Here is a 24,630-nt window from a genome sequence, read left to right as displayed (position 1 = left end):
ACGAGCATGGGCTCGGCTCTACAGGATCTGCAGAATCAGCGTGCCGTGGCCGTTTCCTTGGCCAGCTGCGCGTCGAACTTCTTCTCGGCCGCATCCGCGTAGGCTTTGCAGCTCAGTACCTTCTCGCTGGCGTTGCTGCCAGCAGCATAGTTCCAGTTGCTGGCGCCCGGATGCGGGGTCAGCAACAGGTCGCAGGGCAGGCCGCGCACCGTAGCGAAGCTGCGTCGGTAGTCCTCGACCAGGCGGGGATAGCGGGCATTGCCCTGCAGCTGGTAGCCCGGCGCGCTCAGGCTGTCGGCATAGGCGATGCGCACCGGCTTGCCATCGCGCGTATCGGTCCAGGTCCAGGCGGTGCTGCCCGGGGTGTGCCCGGGCATGAAGTAGGCGGTGAACTCGATGCCGCCCAGCTTAACGACCTCCCGATCCATGACGATGCGGTCTGCATTGACCGGTGGAAACGTGATTTCGTCGCCGAAATGAAGGTCGTCGCTGCCGCCTCGGGCCAGCAGCACTGCGGTTTCGGCGTTCACGACCACCTGCGCCCCCGTGCGGCGCTTGATCTCGGCCACAGGGCCGGCGTGGTCGGTGTGCGCGTGGCTGAGCAGGACCATGCGCAGGGGACCGGTATTGGTTCCGCTGGCCTTCATGTTGGTCAGGAGGTAAGAGGCCATTTGCGGCATGCCACCATCGATCAGGACGAGGCCATCAGCCGTCTGGACCAGCAGTGCCGTCAGGTCATGCGTGCCGATCTGCCAGGTGTGATCGGCGATCTGCAACGGCGCCATCGGTTGCAGCCAGGAAGGGTCCACCGTGTAGGCCTGCAGCTGTGGCAGCGATGCGTCGGCGGCGGCGCCGTCGAAGGTGATGAGCGTGGCGGCCAGGGCGAGCGACGAGAGGCGAAGGTGCATGATGGAAAGAAGGTCGAAAGAGAGGAGGATGACGTTAACACGCACCTGGCGGCGCGCAGTTTCGCGAATAACTCATGGCTCCGATAAGGCGGCCTCGGTATCGGCAGCCGATTGTTCGGCCGATCTGGACTGTGAATCCATGTACACGGGCTGGAGCGAAGAATCGGCCGGGGCTAGCCTGTTCTCAGGCTCAAGGAGGTGGACCATGCATGTGCTCATGGTGATGCTCGGTGGCGTGCTCCTGCTGGGGGTGTTCCTGCTGTTTGGCCAACTCTGGAGCGTGGGCACCTCGCAGCTGCGCACGGCGCTGATCGCCTTCATCGCCACCTGGCTGCTGGTGGCCGTCGCCAACATGTGGGTGGGGGTCAGCAAGGCCGGTTATACGGTACGCGAGGAGCTGCCGATCCTGTTGCTGGTGTTCGCCGTGCCGGCGCTGCTGGCCGGGTTGCTGTACTGGCGCCTGGCGCGCTGAAGGCGTTGCATGCGTACCCGACCGCGCCTGCCCGCGCTGCGCCACCGAGATGGTCACCATGCCCGCGTGACCTACGAAGAACTGTTCTTCGATCTGGTCTACGTATTTGCGGTCACCCAGCTCAGTCACCACCTGTTGCACCACCTGGACCTGGCTGGCGTGCTGCAGACCCTGGTGCTGTGGTTCGCAGTCTGGCTCGGCTGGCAGTACGCGTGCTGGGTCAGCAACTGGTTCGACCCGCAGGCGCCGCGCATCCGCGGCTTGCTGTTCACCACAATGCTGTTGGCGTTGTTGATGTCCTCGTCCATCCCCGAGGCGTTTGCCGAGCGTGCGTGGATCTTCGCCGGAGCGTACGCCACGATGCAGGTCGGACGCACCGCGTTCGTGCTGTTCGAGGTCGGCCGCAACCATCCGTTGGCGCCTAACTTCCGTCGCATGCTGGCCTGGGTCAGCGTCTCGGCCTGCTTCTGGCTGGCCGGCGCAGTGGCCGAGGGCAATCTGCGGCTGGCACTGTGGGCGGTGGCAGTTGCCTGCGAATACATCTCGCCGATGTTCGGCTTCGCCTTCCCGGGCATGGGTCGTTCGCACACCCGCGACTGGACCATCGAAGGGGGGCACCTGGCCGAACGCTGCCAGCTGTTCGTCATCGTCGCGCTGGGTGAGACGATGCTGGCCACCGGTGGCGTGCTCAGCAACGTCGAGCATTGGAGCCTGGAAGTGGTTTCAGCGGTGCTGGCCACCTTCGCCGGCACGATTGCCATGTGGTGGCTGTACTTCGGCATCTCCAGCCACGATGCCACTGAGGCCATCACCCACGCCGAAGACCCCGGAAGGATGGGCGCCAACTTCCACTACGTGCATGCATTGCTGATCGCCGGCATCATCGCCACGGCGGTGGGCAATGATCTGGTCATGGACCATCCGGGGGTGGCCGCCACCAAGGTTTACGCCAGCGTGATGGTGGCAGGCCCGCTGATCTATCTGCTGGGCAGTGCCCTGTACAAACGCGTGGTCTATGGGCACGCGCCGCGCTCGCATCTGCTGGGCGCGGTGGCGCTGCTGGTGCTGGGGCTGGGGCTGATGCTACCGCACGTGCACCTGCTGGCCGCCGGATGGCTGACCAGCCTGGTGCTGCTGGGCGTGGGGCTGCTGGATACGCGATTGAAGCGCCGCTTGCTGCGGGCGTGATCCGTTGGGTCCGCCCACTGCTTCAGCCTTCACGGAGCGCGAGCGCGGCGCAGTGCCTGAGGGTCGACGCTACCGCCTCCGGCCAGCACGCGGATTGCTGGCAGGCCAGGTAAGCGCTGCGGCCATCACTGCAAGCTTGCCGATTGTGTTCATATTGCGGGCGGTGCCGTGCTGGGCATAGGGCACCCGCAAGCGCGAGTCGGCCATGCCGGCACCGTAGTGGATGAAGATCTCGCGCGTGCCGAGTGCAAGCTGTTCGTCGCGCCGGCCGGTCACGCCGTCCAGCGGATCGGCAGGCAGGCTGCCGTCGAGGAACAGGGCGACCACACGGTTGCCGGCCGCCTGCGCAAACGGGTTGCGTGCCACCACACCGGCAATCTCGTTGGCCGAGCGCACCAGCACGCCCACCGGCTTGCCGGCATAGGCCTGGAGCCGCTGGCCGAGGGCCTGGCGCACGCCTGTTTCGTCGAGCGAGCTGCGCAACACCACGTTGCCGCTGGCGATGTACGTGCGGACATCGGCGAAGCCTGCGTCCTCGCACATTGCCACCAGTTCGCGCATCGGCAGCTTGCCGGTGCCGCCGACGTTGACCGCGCGCAGCAGCGCGACGTGGACGTTCATGGCGTACCCGCCTGCAGGCGGTCGTACATGCGCACCAGGTCAACCAGGGTGCGTGCGCCCATCTTGCGCATCACCTGCGCACGGCGCACCTTCACCGTGATCTCGCTGACGCCCAGATCGCCGGCAATCTGCTTGTTGAGGCGGCCGCGCACCACGCCATCGACCACCTCGCGCTCGCCGGCATTGAGGGTGTGCCAACGCAGCTGTAGCGCGCCGAGCGCCTCGTCCTCGCGGCGGCGCTGGCGGTCGATCTCGATGCCCTTGTGGATGGCATCAAGCAGTTCCTGGTCACGGAAGGGCTTGGTGAGGAATTCGATGGCGCCGTCCTTGATCGCGTTGACGCCCATCGCGATGTCGCCGTGGCCGGTGATGAACACCACCGGAAGCTGCAGGCCGTGGTTGCCCATCGTGCGATGGAATTCAAGACCGCTCTGGCCGGGCATGCGCACGTCCAGCACGAGACATGCCGGTGCGTCTTCCAGCGCGTGTTCGAGGAAGGCCTGGGTGGAGGCGAAGGCCCGCACCTGCAGGCCCATCGAGGCCAGCAGGTCTTCCAGTGCCGCGCGCACCGACGGATCGTCGTCGACCACATAGACGATGGGTGCCGGATCGGGGTTGGCGGCAGTCGGCTTACGCATGGTGGGCGTCCGTGGCAATGGGCAGGTCGAACACAAAGCAGGCACCGCCGCCTGCCGGTCGTTCGGCACGGATCTGGCCGTCGTTGGCTTCGATCATCGAGCGGCTCAGGCTGAGACCCAGCCCCAGACCGTGCGACTTGGTGGTCCAGAAGGCATCGAAGACGCGTTCGGGATGGTCGGCGGGCAGGCCGACGCCGCGGTCACGCACACTGAGGCTGACCCGCTGGCCGTCGCGCCGGGTCAGCAGGGACAAGCGGCGGTCGGCGGTGGGCACGGTCTCCATCGCGTCCACCGCATTGAGGATCAGGTTGCCGATCACCTGCTGTACCTGCACGCGGTCGGCCTGCACCGGTGGCAGCTCGGCGTCCAGCAGCAGCGCCACGGCCACGCCATGCCGGTCCAGCTCGCTGCGCGACAGCGCCAGCATTTCCTCCACCGCCTGGTTCAGATCGAAGGCGCGTCGCTGCGGTGCCGCGCCCTGGGTCAGGCCACGGATGCGGGCGATCACGTCGCCTGCGCGGTGTGCATCGGCGAGGATGCGGGCCACGGTCTGGCGGGCCTTGTCCACGTTCGGTGGGTCCTGCGCGAGCCAACGCTGGCAGGCTTCGGCGCTGCTGGCGATGGCCGCCAGCGGCTGGTTCACTTCATGCGCGATGGAGGTGGTGAGCTCGCCCACGGTGGAGGCGCGCGCTACCCGCAGCAGGCGGCCCTGTGCTTCCTGCACGGCGGCCTTGGCCGCTTCCATGTTCAGGGCAAGGTAGGTTGTGATGCCGATCACCAGCATGCCGATGACCGAATTGACCAGGCCGATGCGGTAGGTGCCGAAGCGGGTCAGGAAGAAGCTCACCCCGGTCAGCGCGATGCAGGCCAGGGCAAGCGTGATCAACCCGCGTGCGCCCAGCACGCGCGATGCGGCCAGAATGACCGCCGCGTAGAAGCAGGCAGCGGCAACCGCGTAATCGGTGACGGTGTCGATCAGGAAGATCGCCGCCATCACGACGATCAGGACCAGCAGCACCAGTGGGCGGCGGGGCGACAGCGATGGCATCGGGGAAGCTCCCTGGCGTGGGCGGAAAGGATAGCAAAGCCGCCATCGGTGGATGCCGACCCTGTTCGGCACCGGTCAAAGCGATGCCTGGTAGTGCCGGCCGCTGGCCGGCATCTGCAGGGTGCTTCCGGAGATCATGAGGTTGCCGGCCAGCGGCCGGCACTACCGCAGTGGTGGGCATGCCGAGGCGATGCACGGGGCGTCCGGAGATCATCAGGTCGTCGGCCAGCGGCCGCCACTACTCCTCCAGGCCGGCGTTCCAGAACCCCTGCAGGACGCCGGGCGTGGTCGCCAGCGTGGCCAATACCGCATCGAGTTCGCCGGCATCGACGGTGGTGGCATACAGCACCGCTTCGATCTCCACGTCGCGCTCGCCAAACGGGCGCTGGTCGACCGCGCGCACCGGGTACTGCGCCTGTTCAAGCAGCAGCAACAGCTGGTCCAGTACCTCGGCCTGCTGCTCGCGCTGGCAGACCACGTTGATCGCATAGGTTGCCTCGCTGAACGCTTCCGGCAGCGGCTGCCGATGGATGCGGTTCACCACCGGCCGCAGCAGGGTGTTGGCGGCCAGCACGAACACCGCGGCGAGCACTGCTTCGGGCAGCAGCTTGATACCGGCACATGCTCCCACCGCCGCCGATCCCCACAGGGTGGCGGCGGTGTTCAGGCCGGACACCTGCGCGCCGTCCTTCATGATCGCGCCGGCACCAAGGAAGCCGACGCCGGAGATCACATAGGCCACCACATGCAGCGGTGACGGTGGGCCGCCGTACAGGTCATGGAAGCGCACCGCCAGATCGACGAACACCGCCGCACCCACCGCCACCAGCGTGTTGGTACGCAGGCCGGCGGTGCGTTGCCGCAGCTGCCGTTCCAGGCCGATGATCGTGCCCAGCACGAACGCCACCGACAGGCTGATCAGCGAGCTGAGCGTGGCGCCGGCGTTGAACGCCGGCAGGTTCGGATTGATGTCCATTGTGTTTCTCCCTGGACAAGCGGCGGGCGCTTACTGCCAGCCGTAACGACGGATGTAGAACCGCTTCAGCGCAGTGGTCAGCACCGCGTAGCCGAACAGGATGGCCACCAGGAAAGGCCAGTAGCCGGCCGGCAGCGCCTGCAGCTTGAAGTAGCCGGCCAGCGGGCTCATCGGCAGGGCCACGCCAATCGCCATGATCAGGCCGGTCACCAGCAGCAGTGGCGGCGCGGCGATGCTCTGCAGGAACGGCACCTTCGGCGTGCGGATCATGTGCACGATCAGGGTCTGGGTCAGCAGGCCGACCACGAACCAACCGGACTGGAACAGACCCTGGTCGGCCGGCGTGCGTGCATCGAACACGTACCACATCAGCGCGAAGCAGGTCAGGTCGAAGATCGAGCTGATCGGCCCGAAGAACACCATGAAGCGGCCGATGTCCGCCGGGTTCCACTTCAGCGGCCTGCGCACCAGCTCCTCGTCCACGTTGTCGAACGGAATGGCGATCTGCGAGATGTCGTACAGCAGGTTCTGCACCAGCAGCTGCAGCGGCAGCATCGGCAGGAACGGCAGGAACGCGGAGGCCACCAGCACCGAGAACACATTGCCGAAGTTGGAGCTGGCGGTCATGCGGATGTACTTCAGCATGTTGTTGAACGTGCGCCGGCCCTGGATGACGCCTTCCTCCAGCACCATCAGGTTCTTCTCCAGCAGGATGATGTCGGCGGCCTCCTTGGCGATGTCCACCGCACTGTCCACGCTGATGCCGATATCGGCCGCGCGCAGCGCCGGTGCATCGTTGATGCCGTCGCCGAGGAAGCCGACCACCTTGCCCTGTGCGCGCAGTTCGCGCACCAGGCGCTCCTTGTGCAGCGGCGTCAGCCGCGCGAACACGCGATGGTGGTGCAGCGCCCGCGACAGCGCGCCGTCGTCCATGCGCTCGATCTGCGGCCCGGTCAGGATGGTGTCGGCATCCAGTCCCACCTGTGCGCACACACGGGCGGTCACCAGTTCGTTGTCGCCAGTGAAGACCTTGACCTCGACGCCGTGTGCGGCCAGCGCCTGCAGCGCCTGCGCGGCCGATTCCTTCGGCGGGTCCAGGAAGGCCACGTAGCCGACCAGGGTCAACCCGCACTCGTCCGCCTGCGAGTAGGTGGTCTGGCTGGCTGCGGTCTCCTTCATCGCCACCGCCACCACGCGCAGGCCCTGTTCGTTCAGTTCCTCGGTGGTCTGCCGCACCCGCGCCAGGCGGCGCTCGTCCAGTGGCATGTCCTGGCCGTTCTCGCGCACGGTGCTGCACACCGCCAGCATCTCTTCCACGGCTCCCTTGCAGATCAGCTCATGGTGGTCCTCGCGCTCGGAGACCACCACCGACATGCGGCGGCGCTCGAAGTCGAACGGGATCTCATCCACCTTGTGGTAGTCCTGCGACAGCCGCAACGAACTCTGCAGCTCCACGTGCTCCAGCACCGCGCGGTCGAGCAGGTTGATCAGGCCGGTCTGGAAGTGACTGTTGAGGTAAGCGAACTTCAGTACGTCTTCCGAATCCTGGCCGAACACATCGGTGTGGCGCTCCAGCGCGATCCTGTCCTGGGTGAGCGTGCCGGTCTTGTCGGTGCACAGCACTTCCATCGCGCCGAAGTTCTGGATGGCATCCAGGCGCTTGACGATCACCTTGCGCCGCGACAGCAGCACCGCGCCCTTGGCCAGGGTGGAAGTGACGATCATCGGCAGCATTTCCGGCGTCAGGCCCACCGCCACCGACAGCGCGAACAGGAACGCCTCGGTCCAGTCGCCCTTGGTCCAGCCGTTGATCAGCAGCACGAATGGCACCATCACCAGCGCGAAGCGGATCAGCAGCCAGCTGACACTGTTGACGCCGGCCTGGAACGCGGTGGGCGCACGGTCGGTGGCGGTGCTGCGCTGGGCCAGCGTGCCGAAGTAGGTGCGGTTGCCCGTGGCCAGCACGATGGCGGTGGCCGTACCGGACACCACGTTGGTACCCATGAACAGCAGGTTGTGCTGTTCCAGCAGGCCGGCCAGGCCATCGCCCGGGTGCGCGAACTTCTCCACCGGCAGCGATTCGCCGGTCATCGCTGCCTGCGCCACGAACAGGTCCTTGGCGGTCAGCACGCGGCAATCGGCCGGAATCATGTCGCCTGCCGACAGCACAATGTGGTCGCCGGGTACCAGTTCGCGGATAGGCAGGTCCAGCAGGCGTGCCGGGCGGCGGCTGTGCAGGTGCGCGCCGAAGTACTGGTCGGCCACATCCGCAGCCTCGGTGCCGGGATTGCGGCGCAGAACGCGCGCAGTGTTGCCGACCAGTGCCTTCAGCCGCTCGGCAGCACGGTTCGAGCGACCCTCCTGCACGAAGCGGATCAGCGTGGACAGCAGCACCATCGCACCGATGACGATCGTCGCCTTGATGTCCTCGGTCAGCCAGGACACCGCCGCCAGCACGGTCAGCAGCAGGTTGAACGGATTGCGGTAGCACTGCCACAGGTGGCGCCACCACGGCAGCGGCTTCTCGTGATCCACCTCGTTGGGGCCGAGCGTGGCCAGTCGCTCCTCGGCCTCATGCGGGCTGAGGCCATCGGCATGTGATTCCAGCGTGGTCAGCAGCTCGGCTTCGTCCTGCTGGGCGAGGGTGACCAGGCCGGTGGTGAGCGCGAACGGCGCGGCCTCGGCGCTGCCAGGGCCGAAGCCGGCTTCGGGCATCGCACGGCGGCGGAACAGGTTGCCTGCGCGGCGGCTGCGCAGGAAGGCGTTGAACCAGGCGTTGAGCAGGCTCATGGGACGCTCCTCGAATGTCAGAGCCGGCCGCAGCCGGAACACGAACGGAATGGGTGAGACAGATCAGGCGTGGCGCATGGCCAGCACCGCCGGCGACCACGGCTGCATGCGCAGGCGCTGGCTGCCACCGATGCACAGTGGCTTCATCGCGTCGCGCAGGGGATAGGGCAGGTGCCGCAGCACGTTGATGCGTTCGCTGATCGGCAGCAGCGACAGCGCGTCGGCCACCACGCGTGGCGAACCGAGCGACAGCGAACGGGCGAACATCACGGGGCCGTGTTGCAGCAGCTGGCTGCGCAGCGCGGCGACATCGCGCTCGCCGATCAGGCGGCGCAGCGTGATGTAAAGGATCTTGTAGGACATGGGGGTGATCTCCAGGCAGGCGGCGCCTGGCGGCCCCCCGTCACTCAAGCAGGCAGGGACCGGCGGGCAGGCGCCAGGAACAGGCAGCAATCAGGCATACGGGTCGCGGTGCGCCCGGAAGGGTCGGGGTCCATCTGCGTCTCCATGAGGGGAGGGGGCCGGCCAGGATTGCCCTGGCCAGTGGCGATATTGTCCGCCCCTGAACGGGGCAGGCCTAGAGGCCGGTGGGTTAGCCCGGCTATACCTTGGTATAGCCGGGCATGCACAGCGCCAATCGAGGGTTCAGTGATGGATCAATGCGGAGCGCTGGTCTGCTTGCACACGTCGTACTCGCCATGGCTCAGCGTCTTGTTGCGGTCGGTATCGCAGGCATGCAGGCGTTCGGCCCAGTCCGGCGCCACCGCATCGACTTCCGCCAGGGTGACGATGCCGTCCTTGTCCTTGTCAAGCGAGTCATAGGGCGGTATCAGCTTCACTTCGGTGACGTCTTCGGCGGCGGTGGCCCTGCTCGCCTCCTGGGTTCTGGAACAGGCGCCCAGCAGCAGGGCCGCACAAAGCGAGAGTGCAATGGGAAGGTAGCGACAAGCGATCATGGCGTGCTCCTGAAGAAAAGGCGGACGACCGGTGCGGTGGTCACGGCAGGATCTTCTGCGCGGGCCTGTAAGTGGGCTGCGAAGAATGGGGTCCGTCGACCATTGCCGGTGGGCCGCCATTCACCGGGCCGCGCAGCAGCGACTGTGCGCGGACGCCTTGGGGGAGGTGGCTCGACGGAGATGGCTCGGTAGCGTCGTGTGCTGGTCGACTATCGCGCGCAGCGCGGGGCCTTCAGCTTCCTGCCAAGAGCAGTCGACTAACAGTCCACTCTACCCTCGAACGGCAGGAAGCCGGCCAGCGGCAGGCACTCCCGTCTGCTTCAGAAGCGGTCTGCAAAGGCGTCCGTGGCTCGCACCAGCGCATCCACCGTGGCCGGCTCGTTGGCACTGTGGCCGGAGGTCACCATCTCCAGCCGCGCTTCCGGCCAGGCCTGGGCCAGGTCCCACGCACTGCGCGGTGGGCAGATGATGTCGTAGCGCCCCTGCACGATCACGCCCGGCAGGTGACGGATGCGATCGATATCGCGCAGCAGCTGGTCGGGTTCCAGGAAGATGCCGTTGCGGAAGTAGTGCGCCTCGATGCGGGCCTTGGCCAAGGTATCCAGCGGATCATCAGTGGATTGGGCGTCGACGTCGTGCTGCAGGGTTGCCGCGTTGTCTTCCCAGCCCAGCCAGGCCTGCGCGGCCTCGATGCGGGTCGCCTCATCCGGGCCGTCCATGCGGCTCCAGTAGGCCGCAATCATGTCGCCGCGCTCGGCTTCCGGGATGTAGGCCTCGTAGCGGTCCCAGCGCTCCGGAAAGATCCAGCGCGCACCGCCATCGGCCTCGGCGAACCAGCGATTCTCCATTTCGCGTCCGAGGAATACGCCGCGCACGATCAGGCCGGTGGCGCGCTCGGGATGCGCTTGTGCGTAGGCCAGTGACAGGGTCGACCCCCAGGAGCCGCCATAGACCAGCCAACGCTCGATGCCCAGGTGCTCACGCACTTTCTCGATGTCGGCCACCAGGTCCTGCGTGGTGTTGTGGCGCAGCTCGCCGAACGGCGTGGAACGGCCACTGCCGCGCTGGTCGATCAACACGATGCGGTAGCGTGCCGGATCGAAGAAGCGGCGATGGGTGGGTGAAATGCCCGCGCCTGGGCCGCCGTGCAGGTACACCACCGGAATGCCGCCCGGTGTGCCGCACTCTTCGACATGCAGCGTGTGCAGATCGCTCACCTTCAGGGTGAACTCGCGGTAGGGTTCGATGGCGGGGTACAGGGTGCGCATGGCGGGTGTCTCACAAGCAGGGGCGGCCAGCATAGCGCCGCCACCTGCGGGCTGCAGCGACGGGCTCCTGCGCGGCGCTGGAAATGGGCTGGCCGATGCGCATAAGCTTCCGCGATGCAAGCGACCACGACAGGGACGTCAACCTTCAACTTCACCCTTGGCAGCGGCGCGCGCGAGCTGCTGAAGTGGGTCGCACTGCTGGCCATGACGGGTGATCACGTGGCCAAGGTGGCCTTCGGCGGCTACGTGCCGGTGGTCAGCGAACTGGGGCGTATTGCCTTCCCGCTGTTCGCGCTGGTGATGGCCTGCAACCTGGCCCAGCCCGGGGCCGACCTGCGCAAATCGATACGCCGGCTCGTGCTTTGGGGGCTGATCGCCCAGCCAGTGCACGCATTCGCGTTTGGTTCCTGGCTGCCGCTCAACATCCTGCTTACCTTCACGCTGGCGGCCGTGGCCGTTCATGCGCTGGCGAACCATCGGCCCGTTCTGCTGTTGCTGGCTGCCGGCGTGCTGCCGATGTTCGTGGATTACCAGTGGGCGGGTGTCGGCTGCGTGCTGGTGGGTTGGATCGCGTTCCGGCATCGCGCGCGGTGGCTGTTGCTGGCCGGGCTCGCAGCGGTGTGCTGGGCGAACCACAACGGCTGGGCGCTGCTGGCGATACCGGTGGTGCTGCTGGCCGCGCGGGTGAATTGGCCACTGCCGCGCTGGCGGTGGGTGTTCTACGGGTACTACGTGGGACATCTGGCGGTGCTGGCGTTGATTGCCTATCTGCTTGCGTAATGTCGCAACTGGCGCGTCGCCTGTCTTGAATGCCGGATGCGGTCAAGGAATGCGCGGTGCCGATGCGGGTGAAGCATGCCGCCATCGGCATGGTGCAAGTTGTTGAATCTTCGGCTCGATTGTCGATATGCGACAATGCTGCCACTGCGTGAACGTTGCTGTCTTTGCACGTGGGTTGTTGGCGCCTGCCACCCCGCCGTGCACATGATGGATTGCCGCCGGAAAAGGGTGGCCGGGTGTGGAAACCCGTTTAGCTATGCGTTGTTTACGCTTGCCAGCCGGCGTCGCCTTGCGCGGCGCCGGCTGGCATTCCGTTCGCGTTCCATGGCGGGCGGTACGTGGGGTGCGCGCAAGCGAACCCACCGGGTAATGACGCTTAGCTACCGGTTTCCACACACGTACCGTCCGCCGCCTTTGTTAAGGGCGGTGGTCCCGCATGCCTTGCACGGAGACCTGCCATGAACGCATCGGAGTTTCCCCATCAGCGCGCCCCGGCCAATGCCGATGAGGGGCACGACATCCCGCCCGATCCCAACAACCTGACGGCCCTGCTGCATCGCATCGGGTTGGGCGCGGCTGCAGACGGCCAGCCCTGGCCCGAGCGCCATCAGCTGCCGGGCCGGTGCCTGGCGTTGGCCGACGCCGACGGTGCACTGGCCGGGCTGCGTATCGTGCAGGAGATCCTGCTGGCGGCCGAACGCGCCCGCCAGAATGGCGGCCCGGAACAGTACGTGGGCGATCGCGTGATGGAAGGTCTGAAGCTGGCCGCGCTGGCGTTGACCAGCCACGCCATCTACCGCCTGCATCCCGAGTAGATCCACGCCATGCGTGGATGCCGTTCATGTAGAGCCGGACAAAACGCAGCCGAGCATGGCTGGGCGCCATGCGTGGCCGCTACCGCGGGTGCCTCATCGGCCACCACGCGGCAGCCGCACTGGCACCCCACGCCACCCACGCGCCCAGCCCCGCGTAGACCAGCGCCTGCAGGCCGGCCGCAAGCACGAACGGTTCGGCGCGCTGTGCCATCGGCAGGCACACGCCACCCAGCACCAGCAGGCCGGCCAGCAGCCATGCTGCCGAGCGCATCGACGCTCGCTCCCGGGTTGCACGCGGCAGTACCGCGCAGGCGGCTGCTACGCAGAACGGCAATAGCAGCGGCATGGCCTGCCAGGCCACACCCACGGCCAGGCTGACGCAGGCAATGGCAGCCCAGCAGATCCGCTCGCGCACCGCCGGGTGTTCGTGGCGTGCCAGCGATGTCCCCAGCGCATGGATTCCAGCCGCGATCGCACCACCCAACAGCAACCCTGCAGCAACATCGCTCCAATAGTGAACCCCCAGCCAGACCCGGGCCATTCCGGCGATCACCCCGGCCAGCAGCGCGATACCCAGCACTGCCGAGCGTTTGAACCTTCCGGTGATGTGTTGGCGTGCCAACAACCACAGCGCGACCAGCACGAAGAAGCAGGTGGCGCTGGTGGTGTGCCCGCTGGGCAGGGAAGGGCCGGCGGCACCGGCCGGGCTGAGCGTGGCGTCGAAGCTGAAGGGGCGTGGCACCGGTGCGAAGACCTTGATGCTCTGCACGGCCAGCGTGACCACCATCAACGCCATCAGCATCAGGCGGGATGCCTGCGCGCCGAACGCAACCCACAACACGGGCATTGCCAGCAGATAGAACCAGAATTCGCCCAGGACGTTGCCGATCATCGCCAGCCCGCGCACCGGCCACTGCTGGGTGCGGTGCACGCGATCCAGCTCCGCTTGGCGGAAGGCCGAGGCGGCCCCGAAGCGCGCGACGGGGCGTACTTCACTCTCGGCTACTGCGTGCAGGCGCTGATACGCGTGCTCCAGCTGCTGCGGGAAGCGCGTGCGCAGCTGGCGGGCTTCGTCACGGCTGACCCAGCGCGCCTGGATGATCTCCCGCCCGAGGTGCGGCGCATCCAGCACATTCACCGCATTGCCGTGCACCTGGACGGGTTCGAGGGCACGGCAGGCGAACACATGCACACCCGCCCTGTCGTCCAGCAGGTCGGTGGTGGCGACGGCAAACCCAGCTTCTTCCAGCGCTTCGCGGGCGGCGGTCTGTTGCGGCAATTCACCGTGTTCTGCCGTTCCGCCAGGCAGCTGCCAGCGCGAGGTGACATCCTGCACCAGCAGCAGGCGCTCACCCGAGCGCATGACGCAGACCGAGGCGGCGGTTGCCAGCGGGGGTACGAGCAGGAGTGTTGCGAGCAGCACATGTCGCAACGACGTGGTGAACGAGGGAAAGGCTGGAAGGCGCATGGCACCACCGCGTGGGGAGGGTCACGCCGATGGTGGAGTACGGCCGGGAAGGGCACTATCGGATTCGTACGAATCCGATAGTGCACTTTTGTAGATCCACGCCATGCGTGGATGGCGTTCGCGAATTGCCTGACGATCCGTCGAGCCGTGCCCGCGCTCGGCTCACCGGACCAGACGGAGCCTTGCATGGCTCAGCGCTACAGCAACCGCGTTGTGCGGGCGTACTGCGAGAAAAGACAATCGCGATGGGGCGTGTCTTGTTTAGCTGGCTGCAGCGTTCGTAGTGCGGATGGATTTGCAGCAAGTTGCATGGCATTCGGTGGCGTACGGCGCGAAAGTTTCCGGGCCTAACACTTTTCGATTCCTGGACGCCATGAACAACCTCACCCGACAGCCTCTGGCGGCAGCACTGGTGCTGGCCCTGGTTCTGCCCGCAGCATCGGTGGCCGCCGCTCCTCCCGGCGTGCCTTGCCCGAGCATTCCGCGCCCGGCAGATCCGGGTGATCCGGCTGTAGAGGTGTCCTACCTGTGCGGCGTTGAGATTGCCGCACACGGTCTCTGGTTCGATCGGTCGCTGGAGGTCTACGACGCCACCGTGATCGGCAGTCGCGATCGCTGGCCTGGCGTGGAGATGGACATCATCACCATGGCTATCTGGTGATGGACGACAGCCCGGTCGAGACTAGAGGGATGATGTCCGACGCCGTGGTGATGGCCAGCAACCATGTGGACGGCGCAAGGATCGGCCGGTCGCACCTGCGGATCTCCGGCGAGGCTTCGACGGGGCTGTACGCAGGCAACATTTCGCCGGACGCGTCAGGTCTTATCGCCAAGGCGAATACGACCACACCGCCTACGAAGTGCAGGCCGGCGCCGAGCTGAAGCTGGGCCAGCGCTGGGGGGCCGTGGGGCGGCCTGAGCGTGCAGCGCGGTGACCGTGGCTATCGCAACGTGGGCGGCCAAGTGGGTTTGCGCATGGCCTGGTGATGTCTGTCTGGGTGCGACGAATCAGCGGTAGCTGACAATGAATGGCGTAGATCGCCATAGTTTGTCGTGATCAACTTTGAAACAAGTTGTATTCAGATGCTCTGGGTGAACTGACACAGTGGCCGCTTCTGAAATCCGCCTTTTCTCCGGATACACAACAAGTAGAAGCATTGATGCGTTCGGCGCCACCTCGTCATCTCCTTGCCGCCTCATTGGCCGGCATCCTGTTTCACATCCCGCTGGCCATGGCACAGCATGTTGTCGCTGATGGCAGCATCGCGGGTGAGGACTTCAAAATGCCTGCAGCGGGTGACTATGTCACCACTGATCCTGCCCAGCACGCCTTCCATGCACTTAATGGCGGCATGATCTTGGGCGACGACGGCATCCACTTGTCAACCCAGGGTGAGAAAGCTGCCGGCGTGCGCGTGGAGGGAGCGGGCAGCGCCGTGTTCCTGGGTCGCTCCAGCAGCATTCTGACCACGGGTCATGACGCGGCGGGTATTGCGGCAGTGGCGGCGGGGTTCGATGGAACGCAGATCGCCATTGAAACCCGCGGTGACGCCGCAAGGGGTGTCGACCTGGACAACGCGCAGCTCGCGTTGTCGCAGGCGACAGTGCAGACCTCGGGAAATGCGGCACACGGTATCGTCGCCACAGGAGGCAGCCACGTCCAGTTGCAACGCACTGATGTGATGGCTCTGGGGGCAGGCGCGTGGGGCGCGGTACTGCGCGATGCCAGCCAGCTGCAGCTGGATGGCACGGTGGTTTTCAGTGAAAAGCATGGCGCAGTGCGCATTGAAGGTAGCGGCGACACCCGTATTGAACTGTCCAACGGCGCATTCCTGTATGGCGGGAATGGCACAGCGGTATCCCGGGATCCAGCAGCTACCGGACGCGTCGATGTCGTGCTGAGCGGAGGCTCGGAAATCCGCGGCGATATTGTTTCGGCACCGGGCGTTACCTCGAGCCCTGTCGGCGCGGCGGCGGATCTGCACGTGCGGCTGTCCGGTGCGTCAACGTGGACGGGACGTTCGGACGCCGTGCGTTCGTTGTGGCTGGAGAATGGTAGTACCTGGGCGTTGAGTGGAGATTCGCGTGTCGGATCGCTTGATGTCCGCAGCAGTGCGCTGCATCTTTCCGAGGGAGCGCGCTTCAACTCGCTGACGGTTGAGGGTGATCTGCATACGGAGGATGCGCACCTCTACTTCCGTGGGGCGCTGGAAGGCGATGACTCGGCCGTGGATCGCCTGCATGTGGTGGGTGACACCCATGGCGATGCGCGCGTCTACGTGTCCAACGTCGGCGGTGTGGGTGCAGCGACGCTTGAAGGCATCACCGTGATCCAGGTCGATGGCAGGTCGGATGCGAGCTATACGCTTGCTGGGCGTACCGTTGCCGGCACCAACGAGTATTTCCTGCACAAGGGTGGTGTGGCCGGCGGTGAAGGCAACTGGTTCCTGCGTTCCGAATTGCCGACGACGCCCGATCCGTGCCAGGTCGATCCGTTGGCGCCGGGCTGTGCGCCGATCGAGCCGGTTGACCCGGTTGACCCGGTCACTCCGCCGTCTGTGCTGCGCCCGGAGGCCGGTGTCTACCTGGCCAATCAAATCGCTGCGCTGGGCATGTTCAGCCACCGGCTGAGTGATCGGCTGGGCAGCCTGGATGGAGGTGATGCACGCAATGCCTGGGCACGGTTCGGGCATGGTCAGGCCAACTTCACCGTGGTGGGTGGCCAGCTGTTGGCCAACGGCAACACCTCGGTGCTGCAGATCGGTACTGACCTGCTGCGGCGTGGCAACGCGGCTGCCGGGGTGATGCTGGGCAGTGGTCGCGCCGACAGCAGCGCAGTGTCTGATCTGACTGGCTACAGTGCCAAGGGTCGGGTGCGTGGCAGCGCGGTGGGCGTGTACGGCACCTGGTTGCAGGAGGCCGATGGCACGCGAGGCGCGTATGTGGATGCGACCCTGCAATACGGCCGATTCGACAACCGGGTGCAGGGCATCGGCCTGGCGCCGGAGCACTACGATTCGCGCATGGCCAGTGCGTCGCTGGAGACCGGCTACACCTTCAACGTGTGGCAGGGTGCCGCAAGCGCACTGTATGTGCAGCCGCAGCTGCAGCTGAGTCATGTTGACTTCCGCGCCGATCGCCACTTGGAGAGCAATGGCACGGTGATCGACCACGCCGATGCCGGTGGCCTGAGCGGGCGCCTGGGCGTGCGCGTGTTCGGTCATGGCACTGCCGCCGGCAACACCGTGCAGCCGTACCTGGGCGTGAACTGGCTGCGTGGCAGCGGCACCAGTACGTTGCAGTTCAACGGTGACACACTGGGGGCGGACGTGCCGCGCAACCGCTACGAAGTGCAGGCCGGTGCCGAGCTGAAGCTGGGCCAGCGCTGGGGGGCGTGGGGCGGCCTGAGCGTGCAGCGCGGTGACCGCGGCTATCGCAACGTGGGCGGCGAAGTGGGTTTGCGCATGGCCTGGTAAGTGAGCCTGCATCGGAGTCAGATCCCCTTGCCAAGGCAAGGGGATCTGACCCCGGCTGCTGCTGGAGAGCCGAGTCTATGCTCGGCTCCACAGCAGATCCACGCCACGCGTGGATAACTTCTCAGAAATCCATGGTTGCCGAGAACAAAGCCGTTCTCGGTGCCCCCAGCGCCAGGCTGGAAAGCAACGGCATGCCCCAATACGCCTTGTTGGTCACGTTGTTCACCGTGGCGCGCAGCGCCAGCGGCCTGCCGGCCAGTGTGGTGCTGTAGCGCGCGCCCACGTCGAACAACGTGCGCCCCGGCACCGACAGGCGGTTGTCGGCACTGATGTACTGCTTCGACATCGCCGTGGCATTACCAGTCAGAGTCAGGCCTTCCAGCGCGGGCACATCCCACTCCACGCCCAGCTTGGCCTGCCGCTGCGCAATTGCCGTGGCCATGCGGCCTTCATTCACGCCGCCAGCCGTGCGGGTCAGCTTCGGCTGTACATAGGCCACGCCACCGAGCAGGCGCACGCCGTCCATCGGTGTGCCGAAGAAGCCCCATTCTACGCCCCGGTTCCGCTGTTCGCCGCCGAACGAGAAGATATTCGTGACCGGGTCGGTGTAGCTGCTGGGGCGCTTGATTTCATACAGGCTGAAGGTGTGCGCGAAGCGGCCCAGGTCCAGCTTCAGGCCCAGCTCCTTCTGCCTGGTGCGGAACGGCGCGAATACATCGCCGGCATTGGCGGCGGTCATCGGCGCGGTGGCGCCCTGGCTGAGGCCCTCGATGTAGTTGGTGTAGAGGGAGATCGTGTCGGTGGCCTTCACCAGCAGCGCCGCTGCCGGGGTGGTGGCGCTCTCGTCGTAGCGCGAGGTGCGTGCACCCGTGGCGACGTTGAAGGTCTCACTGACCACCTGCTGGCGGCGCACGCCCAGGGTCAACTGCACGCGCTCATCGGCGAAGGACAGGGTATCGGCAACGCCGAGGCTGTCCAGCTGCAGTTCGGTATGCGAGATGTGTGGCGCCACGAACGGCGCGGCCGGGCCCCAAACCGGGTTGTACAGGTTGGTGGTCCAGTCCCAGCCTGGCACGCTGCGGCGGCCGTAGTCGTTCTGGGTGTGCTGGTAGTGGGTCACGTTGGCAGCCCACTGGTGGCCGACGCTGCCGGTCCGGAACGAACCGCGCAGGCCGGCATCGCCGGACTGCTTCCTGATATCGAAGGCGAGCTGGCCGATCACCGTGGTGAAGTCGCCGGCCGGGTTGAGGATCTGCGCGCTGATCGAACCGTTGTAGCGGTAGTCGGTCCTGCTGGTGCCGTAGGCCAGGTAGGCCATCAGGGTATCGTTGATGTCCAGTTCGCCGCGCAGCATCGCGCCCTTGTCCTGGCTGTCCACGTAGGCCCAGTCCGGGTTGATCAGCGTATCGCCACGCGGCGGCCGCGGAATGGCGACGCCGGGTGCCAGGCCGACGCCACGTGCGGGGCCGTCAACACGGTCATCGGCGCTGTACAGATCGGCCGACAGCCGCGCACGTTCGCCGCGCCAGTCCAGTGCCAGCGAACCGAGCTGGACCTTCTTGCGCTGCTTGCCCACGGCGCCATCGCCATCACGGTACGCGCCGTTGAAGCGGACGCCGAACTGCTTGTCCGCGCCGAGCCGACGGCCCATGTCCACATGGGTGCCGAACTGCGCGTCGGAGGCGAAGTTGGCGCTGATCCGCAACAGCGGCTGCTCGCCAGCGCGCTTGGGCACCAGGTTGACGCTGCCGCCGACCGAACCACCCGGCGGCATGCCGTTGAGCAGCGCGGAGGGGCCCTTCAGTACCTCGATGCGTTCGAACATTTCCGGCGAGGTGCGGTAGTAGGGCGCCATGCCACTCAGCCCGTTGAAGGTGGTGTCGCTGGTGCTGGAGGCGAAGCCGCGGATTGCGTAGTTCTCGCTCCAGGAACCGGTGACGCCGTTGCTGAACACCGTGGGGTCGGTGGCGGCGATGACGTCGGTCAGGTCCTTGGCCTGGCGGTCGCGGATGAAGGACTCGGTGTAGCTGACCGTACTGAACGGCGTATCCATGAAGTCCTTGTCGCCGAGCAGGCCGATACGGCCACCGGCGGCCACCTGGCCGCCGGCATAGTCGCCGGTCACGCGGCGCTGTTCCTGTACCTGCACCGAGGGCAGGGTGGACGGCGCGGTTTCGGCCAGCGCGGCACACGATGCCATCAGGCCAAGCGCGAGCGCCGATGCGCGGTAGCGCCGGGCCAGCCCGTGTGGAAGTGGCTGGCTGCAGGACACGGCGGCAGCATGGTTTTGTGAAGAGTAGAAGGGGGATACGGTCATGCCAGGGTCCTGTGAATCGCGAGGGCGAGCGCGCCTGGCGCGCGACCATCGGCAAGCACGGGGGAGGGCGCAGCGCGGGGTTGTCGGCTGGGTGGGGACCTGGCGGGAAGTGAGCCACGGGCTCGATCCGGACTGCGCCATGATTGCGAACCAGACGCATTCCGAATTAGTTGAGTAAATTAAACTAAAGAGACCGAAGCGGACAAGAGGGTCCCTTTGCTGGCACCCTCGGCAGGGTATGAACACGCAACGCGAAACCACGGTGCCGCCTCGCGGCCGTCCACCGACCATCACCCCCGAGCGCCTGGCCGACATCGGCATCCGCCTGGGTCTGCCCAACCTGACCATGGCCAACGTGGCCGCCGAACTGGCGGTGACCCAGGCCGCGCTATACAAGCGCGTGGCCAGTTTGGAGGCGTTGAAGCGGCTGGTGGCGGAGGCAGTGTTCCGGCGCTGGCAGATCCCGCGCGCGTCGGCCGATGCGGCGGGCGGTCTGCAGGGCTATCTGATGGTGTTCGTGGCATCGTTGTGCGAGGTGGTGAAGGCGCATCCCGGGTTGCCGCCATACCTGCTGCGGCGCACGGTGGCGACCGCGCCGATGCTGGAAAAGATTGCCTCGCACCAGGCGCATGTGGCCGAAGTGTTCGGCCTGCCGATGGACAAGGCACGCCGGCTGCTGGCCACGATCGCGTTCTATTGCATGGCCGGTGCCGACACCATCTACGCGATTGCGGACGATGAAGAAGGCCAGGTGATCACCGAGTTCAAGCAGGGCATGCGGGCGCTGGTGATCGGGTCGTTGCAGTTGTTGGATGCGGAGGACGCGGACGGATCACCGTGATGCCATCCACGCATGGCGTGGATCTACAATGCGGCCATGCCAGCCACGCCCACCCTTGAAGATCTGCGCCGCTATGCGGTGGCGCGCACCCTGTTCAAGCCGACCACGCTGCTGACCGCGATCCGGAAGCTGGGCTTCGTGCAGGCCGACCCGATCCGGGCACCGGCACGCGCGCAGGATCTGACCCTGCGGCACCGGGTGAAGGACTATCGCGCGGGTGATCTTGAACGGCGTTATGCGCGCTTGCCGGTGGAAGAGGACTGCCTGGTGAACTACGGCTTCCTGCCGCGCGAGCATCTGGCGCTGATGCACCCGCGCGTGTCCAAGCGCGAGTGGGACGCCGAGACCCATCGCCGCGCGGCCGAGGTGCTGGCGTTCGTGCGCGAGCGCGGCAGCGTGCATCCGCGCGAGGTCGACCAGGCGTTTGCGCATGGGCGGGTGACCAACTACTGGGGCGGCACCAGCAACGCCAGCACGCATCTGCTGGACGGCATGCACTACCGTGGCCTGCTGCGGGTGCAGCGGCGTGATAGTGGCACGCGCATCTATGCAGTGGCCGAGCACGCCGAACCGGATGCCAGCGAGCAGGCACAGATCGAACGCCCCGCTGCCCTGATTGATCTGGTGGTGCGCAAGTACGCGCCGTTGCCGTCGGCCAGCCTGACCTATCTGGTGCGCCTGCTGGGCTATGGTGCACCGCATCTGGCCGAGCAGACCCGCAAGGCATTGGCGCTGGCCAAGCAGCAGCTGGCCAGCTGCACGCTGGAGGGCACCACCTGGTACTGGCCGGCAGACGAGAATCCACGCTCGCGCAGGCACGCGCCAGACGAGCAGGTGCGCCTGCTGGCGCCGTTCGACCCGGTGGTATGGGACCGCCGCCGTTTCGAGCTGTTGTGGAATTGGGTCTACAAGTTCGAAGCGTACACGCCTGCGCCGAAACGCCAGTACGGCTACTACGCACTGCCGGTGCTGTGGCACGACCAGGTAGTGGGCTGGGCCAACCTGAGCGTGCGCGACAGTGAGTTGGTGTCGAGCGTGGGTTATGCCGGCAAGTCGCTGGCCCGCGACAAGGTGTTTGGTGGCGCGCTGGACGACGAGCTGCAGCGCATGGCGGAGTTCCTGTAGCGCCAAGCGGCGCATGGGTACCTATCTGGTGCTGGCCGCGTTGGTGTGTTCGTCTGTGATCGGGTTGGGCTTCGGCTGCTTCCCGGCACGCAGTGCTGCACAGCTGGACCCTATCCAGGCACTGGCGGCGGAATAGGGCCGCCCGCTATGGCACCTGTAGAGCCGAGCCCGCGCTCGGCTGCACTCCGTTCAGGTCGCGCTGTACCGAGCGCTGCGCGCAGCAAGCCGAGCATGGGCTCGGCTCTACAGCTACTCAGCGCACCTTGCCTTTGATCGGCACGCTTCCTGGCAGCTGGGAATAGCCGCCGTCACCCCAGTGCCGGGTGATGCGCTGGAAGAACAGCGAGTTCGGCACGCGCAGCAGGCAACCGGGCGCGCCGTCGCCACGATCACTCAGCGTGGTGTAGATCAGGTTGATATCAACCACCTGACCGCACAAGCCCGGCTTGTCCACGCTTTCCAGCACTTCGATGGTGTCATTGATGCGGAACGGGCGCGTGGCGACGATCAGGAACGAACAGAACAGGTTGGACAACACGCTCCACGCGGCGAAGAACGCCACCGCACCGACCGCCATGAACCCGGTCAGCGCGGTCCACAGCACCGAGCGCGACACGCCCAGTCGCTCCAGTATCAGCAGCGCGGCCGCCAGATACAGCAGCAAGGCACCGCCGCGGCGCAGGCCCACATGAAGCTCTGGTGCCAGCCTGCCGCGCTGCCGCGCCTGCACCAGCAGCCACGCCAGGGCATGCACCATCACCCATGCGACGCCGAGGATGGCCAGCACCTCGGCCACCGGCACAACGACGGTCAGCCAGTCCTCGATCCAGGCGGGCAGTCCGGTCATGAGGGGTCACAGTGTTGCCGCGCCGCCGGAGATGGTCAGCAGCGCACCGGAGGTGTAGCTGGCGCTGTCCGAAGCCAGCATCACATAGGCCGAGGCCAGCTCGGCCGGCTGTCCGGGGCGGCCGAACGGCGTCTGTGCGCCGAACTGTTCGACCTCTTCGGCGGCCATGCCTGCGGGAATGAACGGCGTCCAGATCGGGCCGGGCAGCACGGCATTGACGCGGATCTGATGCTCGGCGAGCAGGCCGGCCAGCCCCAGCGTCAGGTTGGCGACGGCACCTTTGGTTGCAGAATAGGGAAGGATGTTCGGCGTCGGTCGCTTGGAATTGACCGACGCCGTGTTGATGATCGCACCACCACCGCGCAGGTGTGGCACGCACAGCCGGGTCAGATTGAACACGGCATGCACGTTGGTATCGAACGTCCGCTTCCAGTCATCCAGGGTGATGTCATCGAAGTGCTCGTAGTAGCGCTGGTAGGCCGCGTTGTTGACCAGGATGTCGAGACCGTCCAGTTCGCTGGCCACGCGGTCTACGAGCGATCGCGCCTGCGCCGGGTCGCTGATGTCACAGGGCACCAGCACGGCCTTGCGCCCGGCCTGTTCGATCTGCTGCTGCACATGGCGGGCGTCGTCCTGCTCGCCATCGAGGAATGCGATGGCAACGTCGGCGCCTTCGCGCGCGAAAGCGATCGCCACCGCCGCGCCGATACCGCTGTCACCGCCGGTGATCAGTGCCTTCTTGCCCTGCAGCAGGCCATGCCCGCGATAACTGTCCTCGCCGTGGTCCGGCCGGGGCTGCATCTGCGCAGTCTTGCCGGGGAAGGATTGCTGCTGGGCCGGGAAGGGCGGGCGTGGGTAGTCGGGCAGGGCCATCGTCACTCTCCGAAAGGAAACCGGCGCCAGTCTCCCTGCAAGCGGGTAAACGGCTGGAGGGCGCGGTGTCGTTGCAGCGTGGACGCCTGCGCGCGCGGCTTCACACTGGATGCGCGATGGTGGTCATGATGCTGTTGGCCGGTTGCCTTGAATCCAGCCGCGTGTGCTGCACGATGATCGGCTGGTCGGATTCGACGAGGGTGGCGAAGCCCGTGCCGCGCGGCACAGGTGCCGGATGCTGCAGATCGTTGAAGCGCAGATGGCAGGTGCGCCGCGCCGGCACCGTGATCCGGTAGGGGCCCACCGGATCGCGGTCCTCGAAGTAGAGGGTCAGGGTGACATGTGCGTCCTCGTTGCCGGCATTGAGGACGCAGCATGTTTCGTGACTCTGCATCTCCGGTGACGGGCCGTTGCTCCAGGCCGGAATGTAGCCTTCGGCGATAGCCCAGCGTCGATGCCCGATGCAGGAAGCGTTCGTTTCCATGACGCCGTTTTAGCTGGAGGGGTGTTGCCATCGTGTCCAGTCCCCGCACGGAATCCGTGATGACCATCGGCTACCACGCATCGCATGAGCAGTTCCCGCCCACCACCTTGCTGGGCCTGGCGCTGCGCGCCGAACAGGCGGGATTCGAGGCCCTGATGTGCTCCGACCATTTCCACCCGTGGACGGCTGCGCAAGGCAGTCCGGCCACAGCTGGGTGTGGGCCGGCGCGCTGGCGGTGCAGAGCGCGTTGACCCTGGGCATGGTGACGTGCCCGATGCTGCGCCAGCACCCGGCCTTGGTGGCACAGGCAGCGGCGACGCTGGAGCAGCTGGCGCCGGGCCGGATCTGGCTGGCGCTGGGTACCGGCGAGGCCCTGAACGAGCGCATCACCGGCCAGCCGTGGCCAGCCAAGCGCGAGCGGCAGAAGGCGCTGCGCGATGCTGCCGAGGTGATGCGGCGGCTGTGGGGCGGCGAGCGGGTCGACCACGACGGTGGCTTCCAGGTGCGCCAGGCGCGACTGTACAGCCGGCCGGCACTTCCCCTGCCGCTACTGGGGGCGGCCGTCACTGAGGAAACCGCACGCTGGATGGGGGGCTGGGCCGATGGCCTGATCACCATCAGCCAGCCACTGGCGCAGTTGCGGCGCGTGTGCGGCGGCGCCTGCGGTCCGTATTCGGCCATGACCCGGGCCACTTCACTGGCGTCGCCGCGCGCCAGGGCCAGGAAGAAATGATTGTTC

The 24,630-nt window shown here is 66.5% G+C and carries 26 protein-coding genes and 1 pseudogene; 12 read left to right on the top strand and 15 right to left on the bottom strand.

The window, feature by feature from the left end:
* Window positions 1–35: 35 nt before the first annotated feature.
* Window positions 36–908, bottom strand: a complete 873-nt coding sequence (blaL1, locus tag AC5P5V_RS08950; RefSeq protein WP_134967829.1) for a L1 family subclass B3 metallo-beta-lactamase — start codon at window positions 906–908, stop codon at window positions 36–38.
* 205 nt (window positions 909–1,113) lie between these two features.
* On the opposite strand from blaL1, the gene AC5P5V_RS08945 reads away from it, so the two are divergent.
* Together AC5P5V_RS08945 and AC5P5V_RS08940 are read left to right on the top strand one after the other, a co-directional pair.
* Window positions 1,114–1,380 carry a hypothetical protein gene (locus AC5P5V_RS08945; protein WP_061480327.1) on the top strand — a complete coding sequence of 89 codons (267 nt, stop codon included), beginning with the start codon at window positions 1,114–1,116 and terminating at the stop codon, window positions 1,378–1,380.
* A 9-nt stretch (window positions 1,381–1,389) separates the two neighbouring features.
* The gene (locus AC5P5V_RS08940) at window positions 1,390–2,568 is read left to right on the top strand and encodes a low temperature requirement protein A (RefSeq protein ID WP_134967828.1); all 1,179 of its coding nucleotides are present in this window, start codon (window positions 1,390–1,392) and stop codon (window positions 2,566–2,568) included.
* 69 nt (window positions 2,569–2,637) lie between these two features.
* Here AC5P5V_RS08940 and AC5P5V_RS08935 read toward each other — a convergent pair whose 3' ends face one another.
* The 8 genes from AC5P5V_RS08935 to pip form a co-directional block, all read right to left on the bottom strand.
* Window positions 2,638–3,189: a DUF1697 domain-containing protein gene (locus tag AC5P5V_RS08935; protein WP_134967827.1), complete on the bottom strand. Its 552-nt coding sequence runs from the start codon at window positions 3,187–3,189 to the stop codon at window positions 2,638–2,640.
* Window positions 3,186–3,827: a response regulator transcription factor gene (locus AC5P5V_RS08930; protein WP_061480324.1), complete on the bottom strand. Its 642-nt coding sequence runs from the start codon at window positions 3,825–3,827 to the stop codon at window positions 3,186–3,188. Before AC5P5V_RS08930 ends, AC5P5V_RS08935 begins: the two co-directional genes overlap by 4 nt.
* Window positions 3,820–4,875 (bottom strand): sensor histidine kinase, encoded by a 1,056-nt coding sequence (locus AC5P5V_RS08925; protein WP_134967826.1) that lies wholly within the window; start codon window positions 4,873–4,875, stop codon window positions 3,820–3,822. The genes AC5P5V_RS08930 and AC5P5V_RS08925 overlap by 8 nt, the downstream gene beginning before the upstream one ends.
* Window positions 4,876–5,113: 238 nt before the next feature.
* Window positions 5,114–5,851, bottom strand: coding sequence for an MgtC/SapB family protein (locus AC5P5V_RS08920; protein WP_134967825.1), 738 nt, complete (start codon window positions 5,849–5,851; stop codon window positions 5,114–5,116).
* 30 nt (window positions 5,852–5,881) lie between these two features.
* Complete coding sequence (gene mgtA / locus AC5P5V_RS08915; protein WP_495215864.1) at window positions 5,882–8,641, bottom strand: magnesium-translocating P-type ATPase; 2,760 nt, start codon at window positions 8,639–8,641, stop codon at window positions 5,882–5,884.
* Between the two features lie 63 nt (window positions 8,642–8,704).
* Entirely contained in the window at window positions 8,705–9,004 is a 300-nt protein-coding gene (locus AC5P5V_RS08910) for a hypothetical protein (protein WP_049410891.1), read from the bottom strand.
* Window positions 9,005–9,297: 293 nt separating this feature from the next.
* Window positions 9,298–9,597, bottom strand: coding sequence for an EF-hand domain-containing protein (locus AC5P5V_RS08905; protein ID WP_134967823.1), 300 nt, complete (start codon window positions 9,595–9,597; stop codon window positions 9,298–9,300).
* Window positions 9,598–9,917: 320 nt separating this feature from the next.
* Entirely contained in the window at window positions 9,918–10,865 is a 948-nt protein-coding gene (gene pip / locus AC5P5V_RS08900) for a prolyl aminopeptidase (protein ID WP_061480318.1), read from the bottom strand.
* 114 nt (window positions 10,866–10,979) lie between these two features.
* Between pip and AC5P5V_RS08895 the strand changes: the two genes are divergently transcribed.
* On the top strand, window positions 10,980–11,645 hold the full coding sequence (locus AC5P5V_RS08895) for a TraX family protein (protein ID WP_134967822.1): 666 nt from the start codon (window positions 10,980–10,982) through the stop codon (window positions 11,643–11,645).
* Window positions 11,646–12,103: 458 nt separating this feature from the next.
* Window positions 12,104–12,460, top strand: coding sequence for a hypothetical protein (locus AC5P5V_RS08890; protein ID WP_032962681.1), 357 nt, complete (start codon window positions 12,104–12,106; stop codon window positions 12,458–12,460).
* Window positions 12,461–12,539: 79 nt separating this feature from the next.
* Here AC5P5V_RS08890 and AC5P5V_RS08885 read toward each other — a convergent pair whose 3' ends face one another.
* Window positions 12,540–13,928, bottom strand: coding sequence for a phosphatase PAP2 family protein (locus tag AC5P5V_RS08885; RefSeq protein WP_235643206.1), 1,389 nt, complete (start codon window positions 13,926–13,928; stop codon window positions 12,540–12,542).
* Between the two features lie 289 nt (window positions 13,929–14,217).
* On the opposite strand from AC5P5V_RS08885, the gene AC5P5V_RS08880 reads away from it, so the two are divergent.
* The 3 genes and pseudogenes from AC5P5V_RS08880 to AC5P5V_RS08870 form a co-directional block, all read left to right on the top strand.
* Complete coding sequence (locus AC5P5V_RS08880) at window positions 14,218–14,589, top strand: hypothetical protein (RefSeq protein ID WP_495215863.1); 372 nt, start codon at window positions 14,218–14,220, stop codon at window positions 14,587–14,589.
* A gap of 32 nt (window positions 14,590–14,621) precedes the next feature.
* Complete coding sequence (locus AC5P5V_RS08875) at window positions 14,622–14,810, top strand: hypothetical protein (RefSeq protein WP_231352129.1); 189 nt, start codon at window positions 14,622–14,624, stop codon at window positions 14,808–14,810.
* Window positions 14,783–14,915 (top strand): annotated as a pseudogene (locus AC5P5V_RS08870) (autotransporter outer membrane beta-barrel domain-containing protein); the annotation flags it as partial. The gene AC5P5V_RS08875 and the pseudogene AC5P5V_RS08870, both read left to right, overlap by 28 nt.
* A 209-nt stretch (window positions 14,916–15,124) precedes the next feature.
* Here the strand turns inward: AC5P5V_RS08870 and AC5P5V_RS08865 are convergent.
* The gene (locus AC5P5V_RS08865; RefSeq protein ID WP_231352128.1) at window positions 15,125–15,307 is read right to left on the bottom strand and encodes a hypothetical protein; all 183 of its coding nucleotides are present in this window, start codon (window positions 15,305–15,307) and stop codon (window positions 15,125–15,127) included.
* Between AC5P5V_RS08865 and AC5P5V_RS08860 the strand changes: the two genes are divergently transcribed.
* A complete protein-coding gene (locus AC5P5V_RS08860) occupies window positions 15,308–17,404 on the top strand; it encodes an autotransporter family protein (RefSeq protein WP_231352127.1) in 2,097 nt (698 codons plus the stop codon).
* A gap of 121 nt (window positions 17,405–17,525) precedes the next feature.
* Here the strand turns inward: AC5P5V_RS08860 and AC5P5V_RS08855 are convergent, their stop codons facing one another.
* Window positions 17,526–19,721, bottom strand: coding sequence for a TonB-dependent receptor (locus tag AC5P5V_RS08855; RefSeq protein ID WP_134967817.1), 2,196 nt, complete (start codon window positions 19,719–19,721; stop codon window positions 17,526–17,528).
* A 238-nt stretch (window positions 19,722–19,959) separates the two neighbouring features.
* Here AC5P5V_RS08855 and AC5P5V_RS08850 point away from each other — a divergent pair, with 238 nt between their 5' ends.
* Genes AC5P5V_RS08850 through AC5P5V_RS08840 form a run of 3 tightly spaced genes read left to right on the top strand, consistent with a single transcriptional unit; the run spans window position 19,960 to window position 21,823 of the window.
* Window positions 19,960–20,562: a TetR/AcrR family transcriptional regulator gene (locus AC5P5V_RS08850; RefSeq protein ID WP_134967816.1), complete on the top strand. Its 603-nt coding sequence runs from the start codon at window positions 19,960–19,962 to the stop codon at window positions 20,560–20,562.
* A gap of 12 nt (window positions 20,563–20,574) precedes the next feature.
* Window positions 20,575–21,687 (top strand): DNA glycosylase AlkZ-like family protein, encoded by a 1,113-nt coding sequence (locus AC5P5V_RS08845; protein WP_231352126.1) that lies wholly within the window; start codon window positions 20,575–20,577, stop codon window positions 21,685–21,687.
* A gap of 13 nt (window positions 21,688–21,700) precedes the next feature.
* Window positions 21,701–21,823, top strand: a complete 123-nt coding sequence (locus AC5P5V_RS08840; protein WP_260619799.1) for a hypothetical protein — start codon at window positions 21,701–21,703, stop codon at window positions 21,821–21,823.
* 117 nt (window positions 21,824–21,940) lie between these two features.
* On the opposite strand, the gene AC5P5V_RS08835 is transcribed toward AC5P5V_RS08840, so the two are convergent.
* The 3 genes from AC5P5V_RS08835 to AC5P5V_RS08825 form a co-directional block, all read right to left on the bottom strand.
* Window positions 21,941–22,534: a mechanosensitive ion channel domain-containing protein gene (locus tag AC5P5V_RS08835; RefSeq protein ID WP_134967815.1), complete on the bottom strand. Its 594-nt coding sequence runs from the start codon at window positions 22,532–22,534 to the stop codon at window positions 21,941–21,943.
* 6 nt (window positions 22,535–22,540) lie between these two features.
* Entirely contained in the window at window positions 22,541–23,407 is an 867-nt protein-coding gene (locus AC5P5V_RS08830; protein WP_019659796.1) for a glucose 1-dehydrogenase, read from the bottom strand.
* A 100-nt stretch (window positions 23,408–23,507) separates the two neighbouring features.
* Window positions 23,508–23,891 carry a sensory rhodopsin transducer gene (locus AC5P5V_RS08825; RefSeq protein WP_134967814.1) on the bottom strand — a complete coding sequence of 128 codons (384 nt, stop codon included), beginning with the start codon at window positions 23,889–23,891 and terminating at the stop codon, window positions 23,508–23,510.
* A 259-nt stretch (window positions 23,892–24,150) separates the two neighbouring features.
* On the opposite strand from AC5P5V_RS08825, the gene AC5P5V_RS08820 reads away from it, so the two are divergent.
* On the top strand, window positions 24,151–24,624 hold the full coding sequence (locus AC5P5V_RS08820; protein WP_331275682.1) for an LLM class flavin-dependent oxidoreductase: 474 nt from the start codon (window positions 24,151–24,153) through the stop codon (window positions 24,622–24,624).
* The last annotated feature ends 6 nt before the right edge of the window (window positions 24,625–24,630 follow it).

This window comes from Stenotrophomonas sp. YJH_SMC_130, assembly GCF_059369035.1.
Note: the sequence above shows the minus strand (reverse complement) of the source record. Positions and strands in the feature narration are given on the sequence as shown.

What these genes read in the sequence shown, in the direction of transcription:
- blaL1 (WP_134967829.1), bottom strand. Translation starts at nt 908, where the DNA reads ATGCACCTTCGCCTCTCGTCGCTCGCCCTGGCCGCCACGCTCATCACC.
- AC5P5V_RS08945 (WP_061480327.1), top strand. Translation starts at nt 1,114, where the DNA reads ATGCATGTGCTCATGGTGATGCTCGGTGGCGTGCTCCTGCTGGGGGTG.
- AC5P5V_RS08940 (WP_134967828.1), top strand. Translation starts at nt 1,390, where the DNA reads ATGCGTACCCGACCGCGCCTGCCCGCGCTGCGCCACCGAGATGGTCAC.
- AC5P5V_RS08935 (WP_134967827.1), bottom strand. Translation starts at nt 3,189, where the DNA reads ATGAACGTCCACGTCGCGCTGCTGCGCGCGGTCAACGTCGGCGGCACC.
- AC5P5V_RS08930 (WP_061480324.1), bottom strand. Translation starts at nt 3,827, where the DNA reads ATGCGTAAGCCGACTGCCGCCAACCCCGATCCGGCACCCATCGTCTAT.
- AC5P5V_RS08925 (WP_134967826.1), bottom strand. Translation starts at nt 4,875, where the DNA reads ATGCCATCGCTGTCGCCCCGCCGCCCACTGGTGCTGCTGGTCCTGATC.
- AC5P5V_RS08920 (WP_134967825.1), bottom strand. Translation starts at nt 5,851, where the DNA reads ATGGACATCAATCCGAACCTGCCGGCGTTCAACGCCGGCGCCACGCTC.
- mgtA (WP_495215864.1), bottom strand. Translation starts at nt 8,641, where the DNA reads ATGAGCCTGCTCAACGCCTGGTTCAACGCCTTCCTGCGCAGCCGCCGC.
- AC5P5V_RS08910 (WP_049410891.1), bottom strand. Translation starts at nt 9,004, where the DNA reads ATGTCCTACAAGATCCTTTACATCACGCTGCGCCGCCTGATCGGCGAG.
- AC5P5V_RS08905 (WP_134967823.1), bottom strand. Translation starts at nt 9,597, where the DNA reads ATGATCGCTTGTCGCTACCTTCCCATTGCACTCTCGCTTTGTGCGGCC.
- pip (WP_061480318.1), bottom strand. Translation starts at nt 10,865, where the DNA reads ATGCGCACCCTGTACCCCGCCATCGAACCCTACCGCGAGTTCACCCTG.
- AC5P5V_RS08895 (WP_134967822.1), top strand. Translation starts at nt 10,980, where the DNA reads ATGCAAGCGACCACGACAGGGACGTCAACCTTCAACTTCACCCTTGGC.
- AC5P5V_RS08890 (WP_032962681.1), top strand. Translation starts at nt 12,104, where the DNA reads ATGAACGCATCGGAGTTTCCCCATCAGCGCGCCCCGGCCAATGCCGAT.
- AC5P5V_RS08885 (WP_235643206.1), bottom strand. Translation starts at nt 13,928, where the DNA reads ATGCGCCTTCCAGCCTTTCCCTCGTTCACCACGTCGTTGCGACATGTG.
- AC5P5V_RS08880 (WP_495215863.1), top strand. Translation starts at nt 14,218, where the DNA reads ATGGATTTGCAGCAAGTTGCATGGCATTCGGTGGCGTACGGCGCGAAA.
- AC5P5V_RS08875 (WP_231352129.1), top strand. Translation starts at nt 14,622, where the DNA reads ATGTCCGACGCCGTGGTGATGGCCAGCAACCATGTGGACGGCGCAAGG.
- AC5P5V_RS08855 (WP_134967817.1), bottom strand. Translation starts at nt 19,721, where the DNA reads ATGACCGTATCCCCCTTCTACTCTTCACAAAACCATGCTGCCGCCGTG.
- AC5P5V_RS08850 (WP_134967816.1), top strand. Translation starts at nt 19,960, where the DNA reads ATGAACACGCAACGCGAAACCACGGTGCCGCCTCGCGGCCGTCCACCG.
- AC5P5V_RS08845 (WP_231352126.1), top strand. Translation starts at nt 20,575, where the DNA reads ATGGCGTGGATCTACAATGCGGCCATGCCAGCCACGCCCACCCTTGAA.
- AC5P5V_RS08840 (WP_260619799.1), top strand. Translation starts at nt 21,701, where the DNA reads ATGGGTACCTATCTGGTGCTGGCCGCGTTGGTGTGTTCGTCTGTGATC.
- AC5P5V_RS08835 (WP_134967815.1), bottom strand. Translation starts at nt 22,534, where the DNA reads ATGACCGGACTGCCCGCCTGGATCGAGGACTGGCTGACCGTCGTTGTG.
- AC5P5V_RS08830 (WP_019659796.1), bottom strand. Translation starts at nt 23,407, where the DNA reads ATGGCCCTGCCCGACTACCCACGCCCGCCCTTCCCGGCCCAGCAGCAA.
- AC5P5V_RS08825 (WP_134967814.1), bottom strand. Translation starts at nt 23,891, where the DNA reads ATGGAAACGAACGCTTCCTGCATCGGGCATCGACGCTGGGCTATCGCC.
- AC5P5V_RS08820 (WP_331275682.1), top strand. Translation starts at nt 24,151, where the DNA reads ATGGTGACGTGCCCGATGCTGCGCCAGCACCCGGCCTTGGTGGCACAG.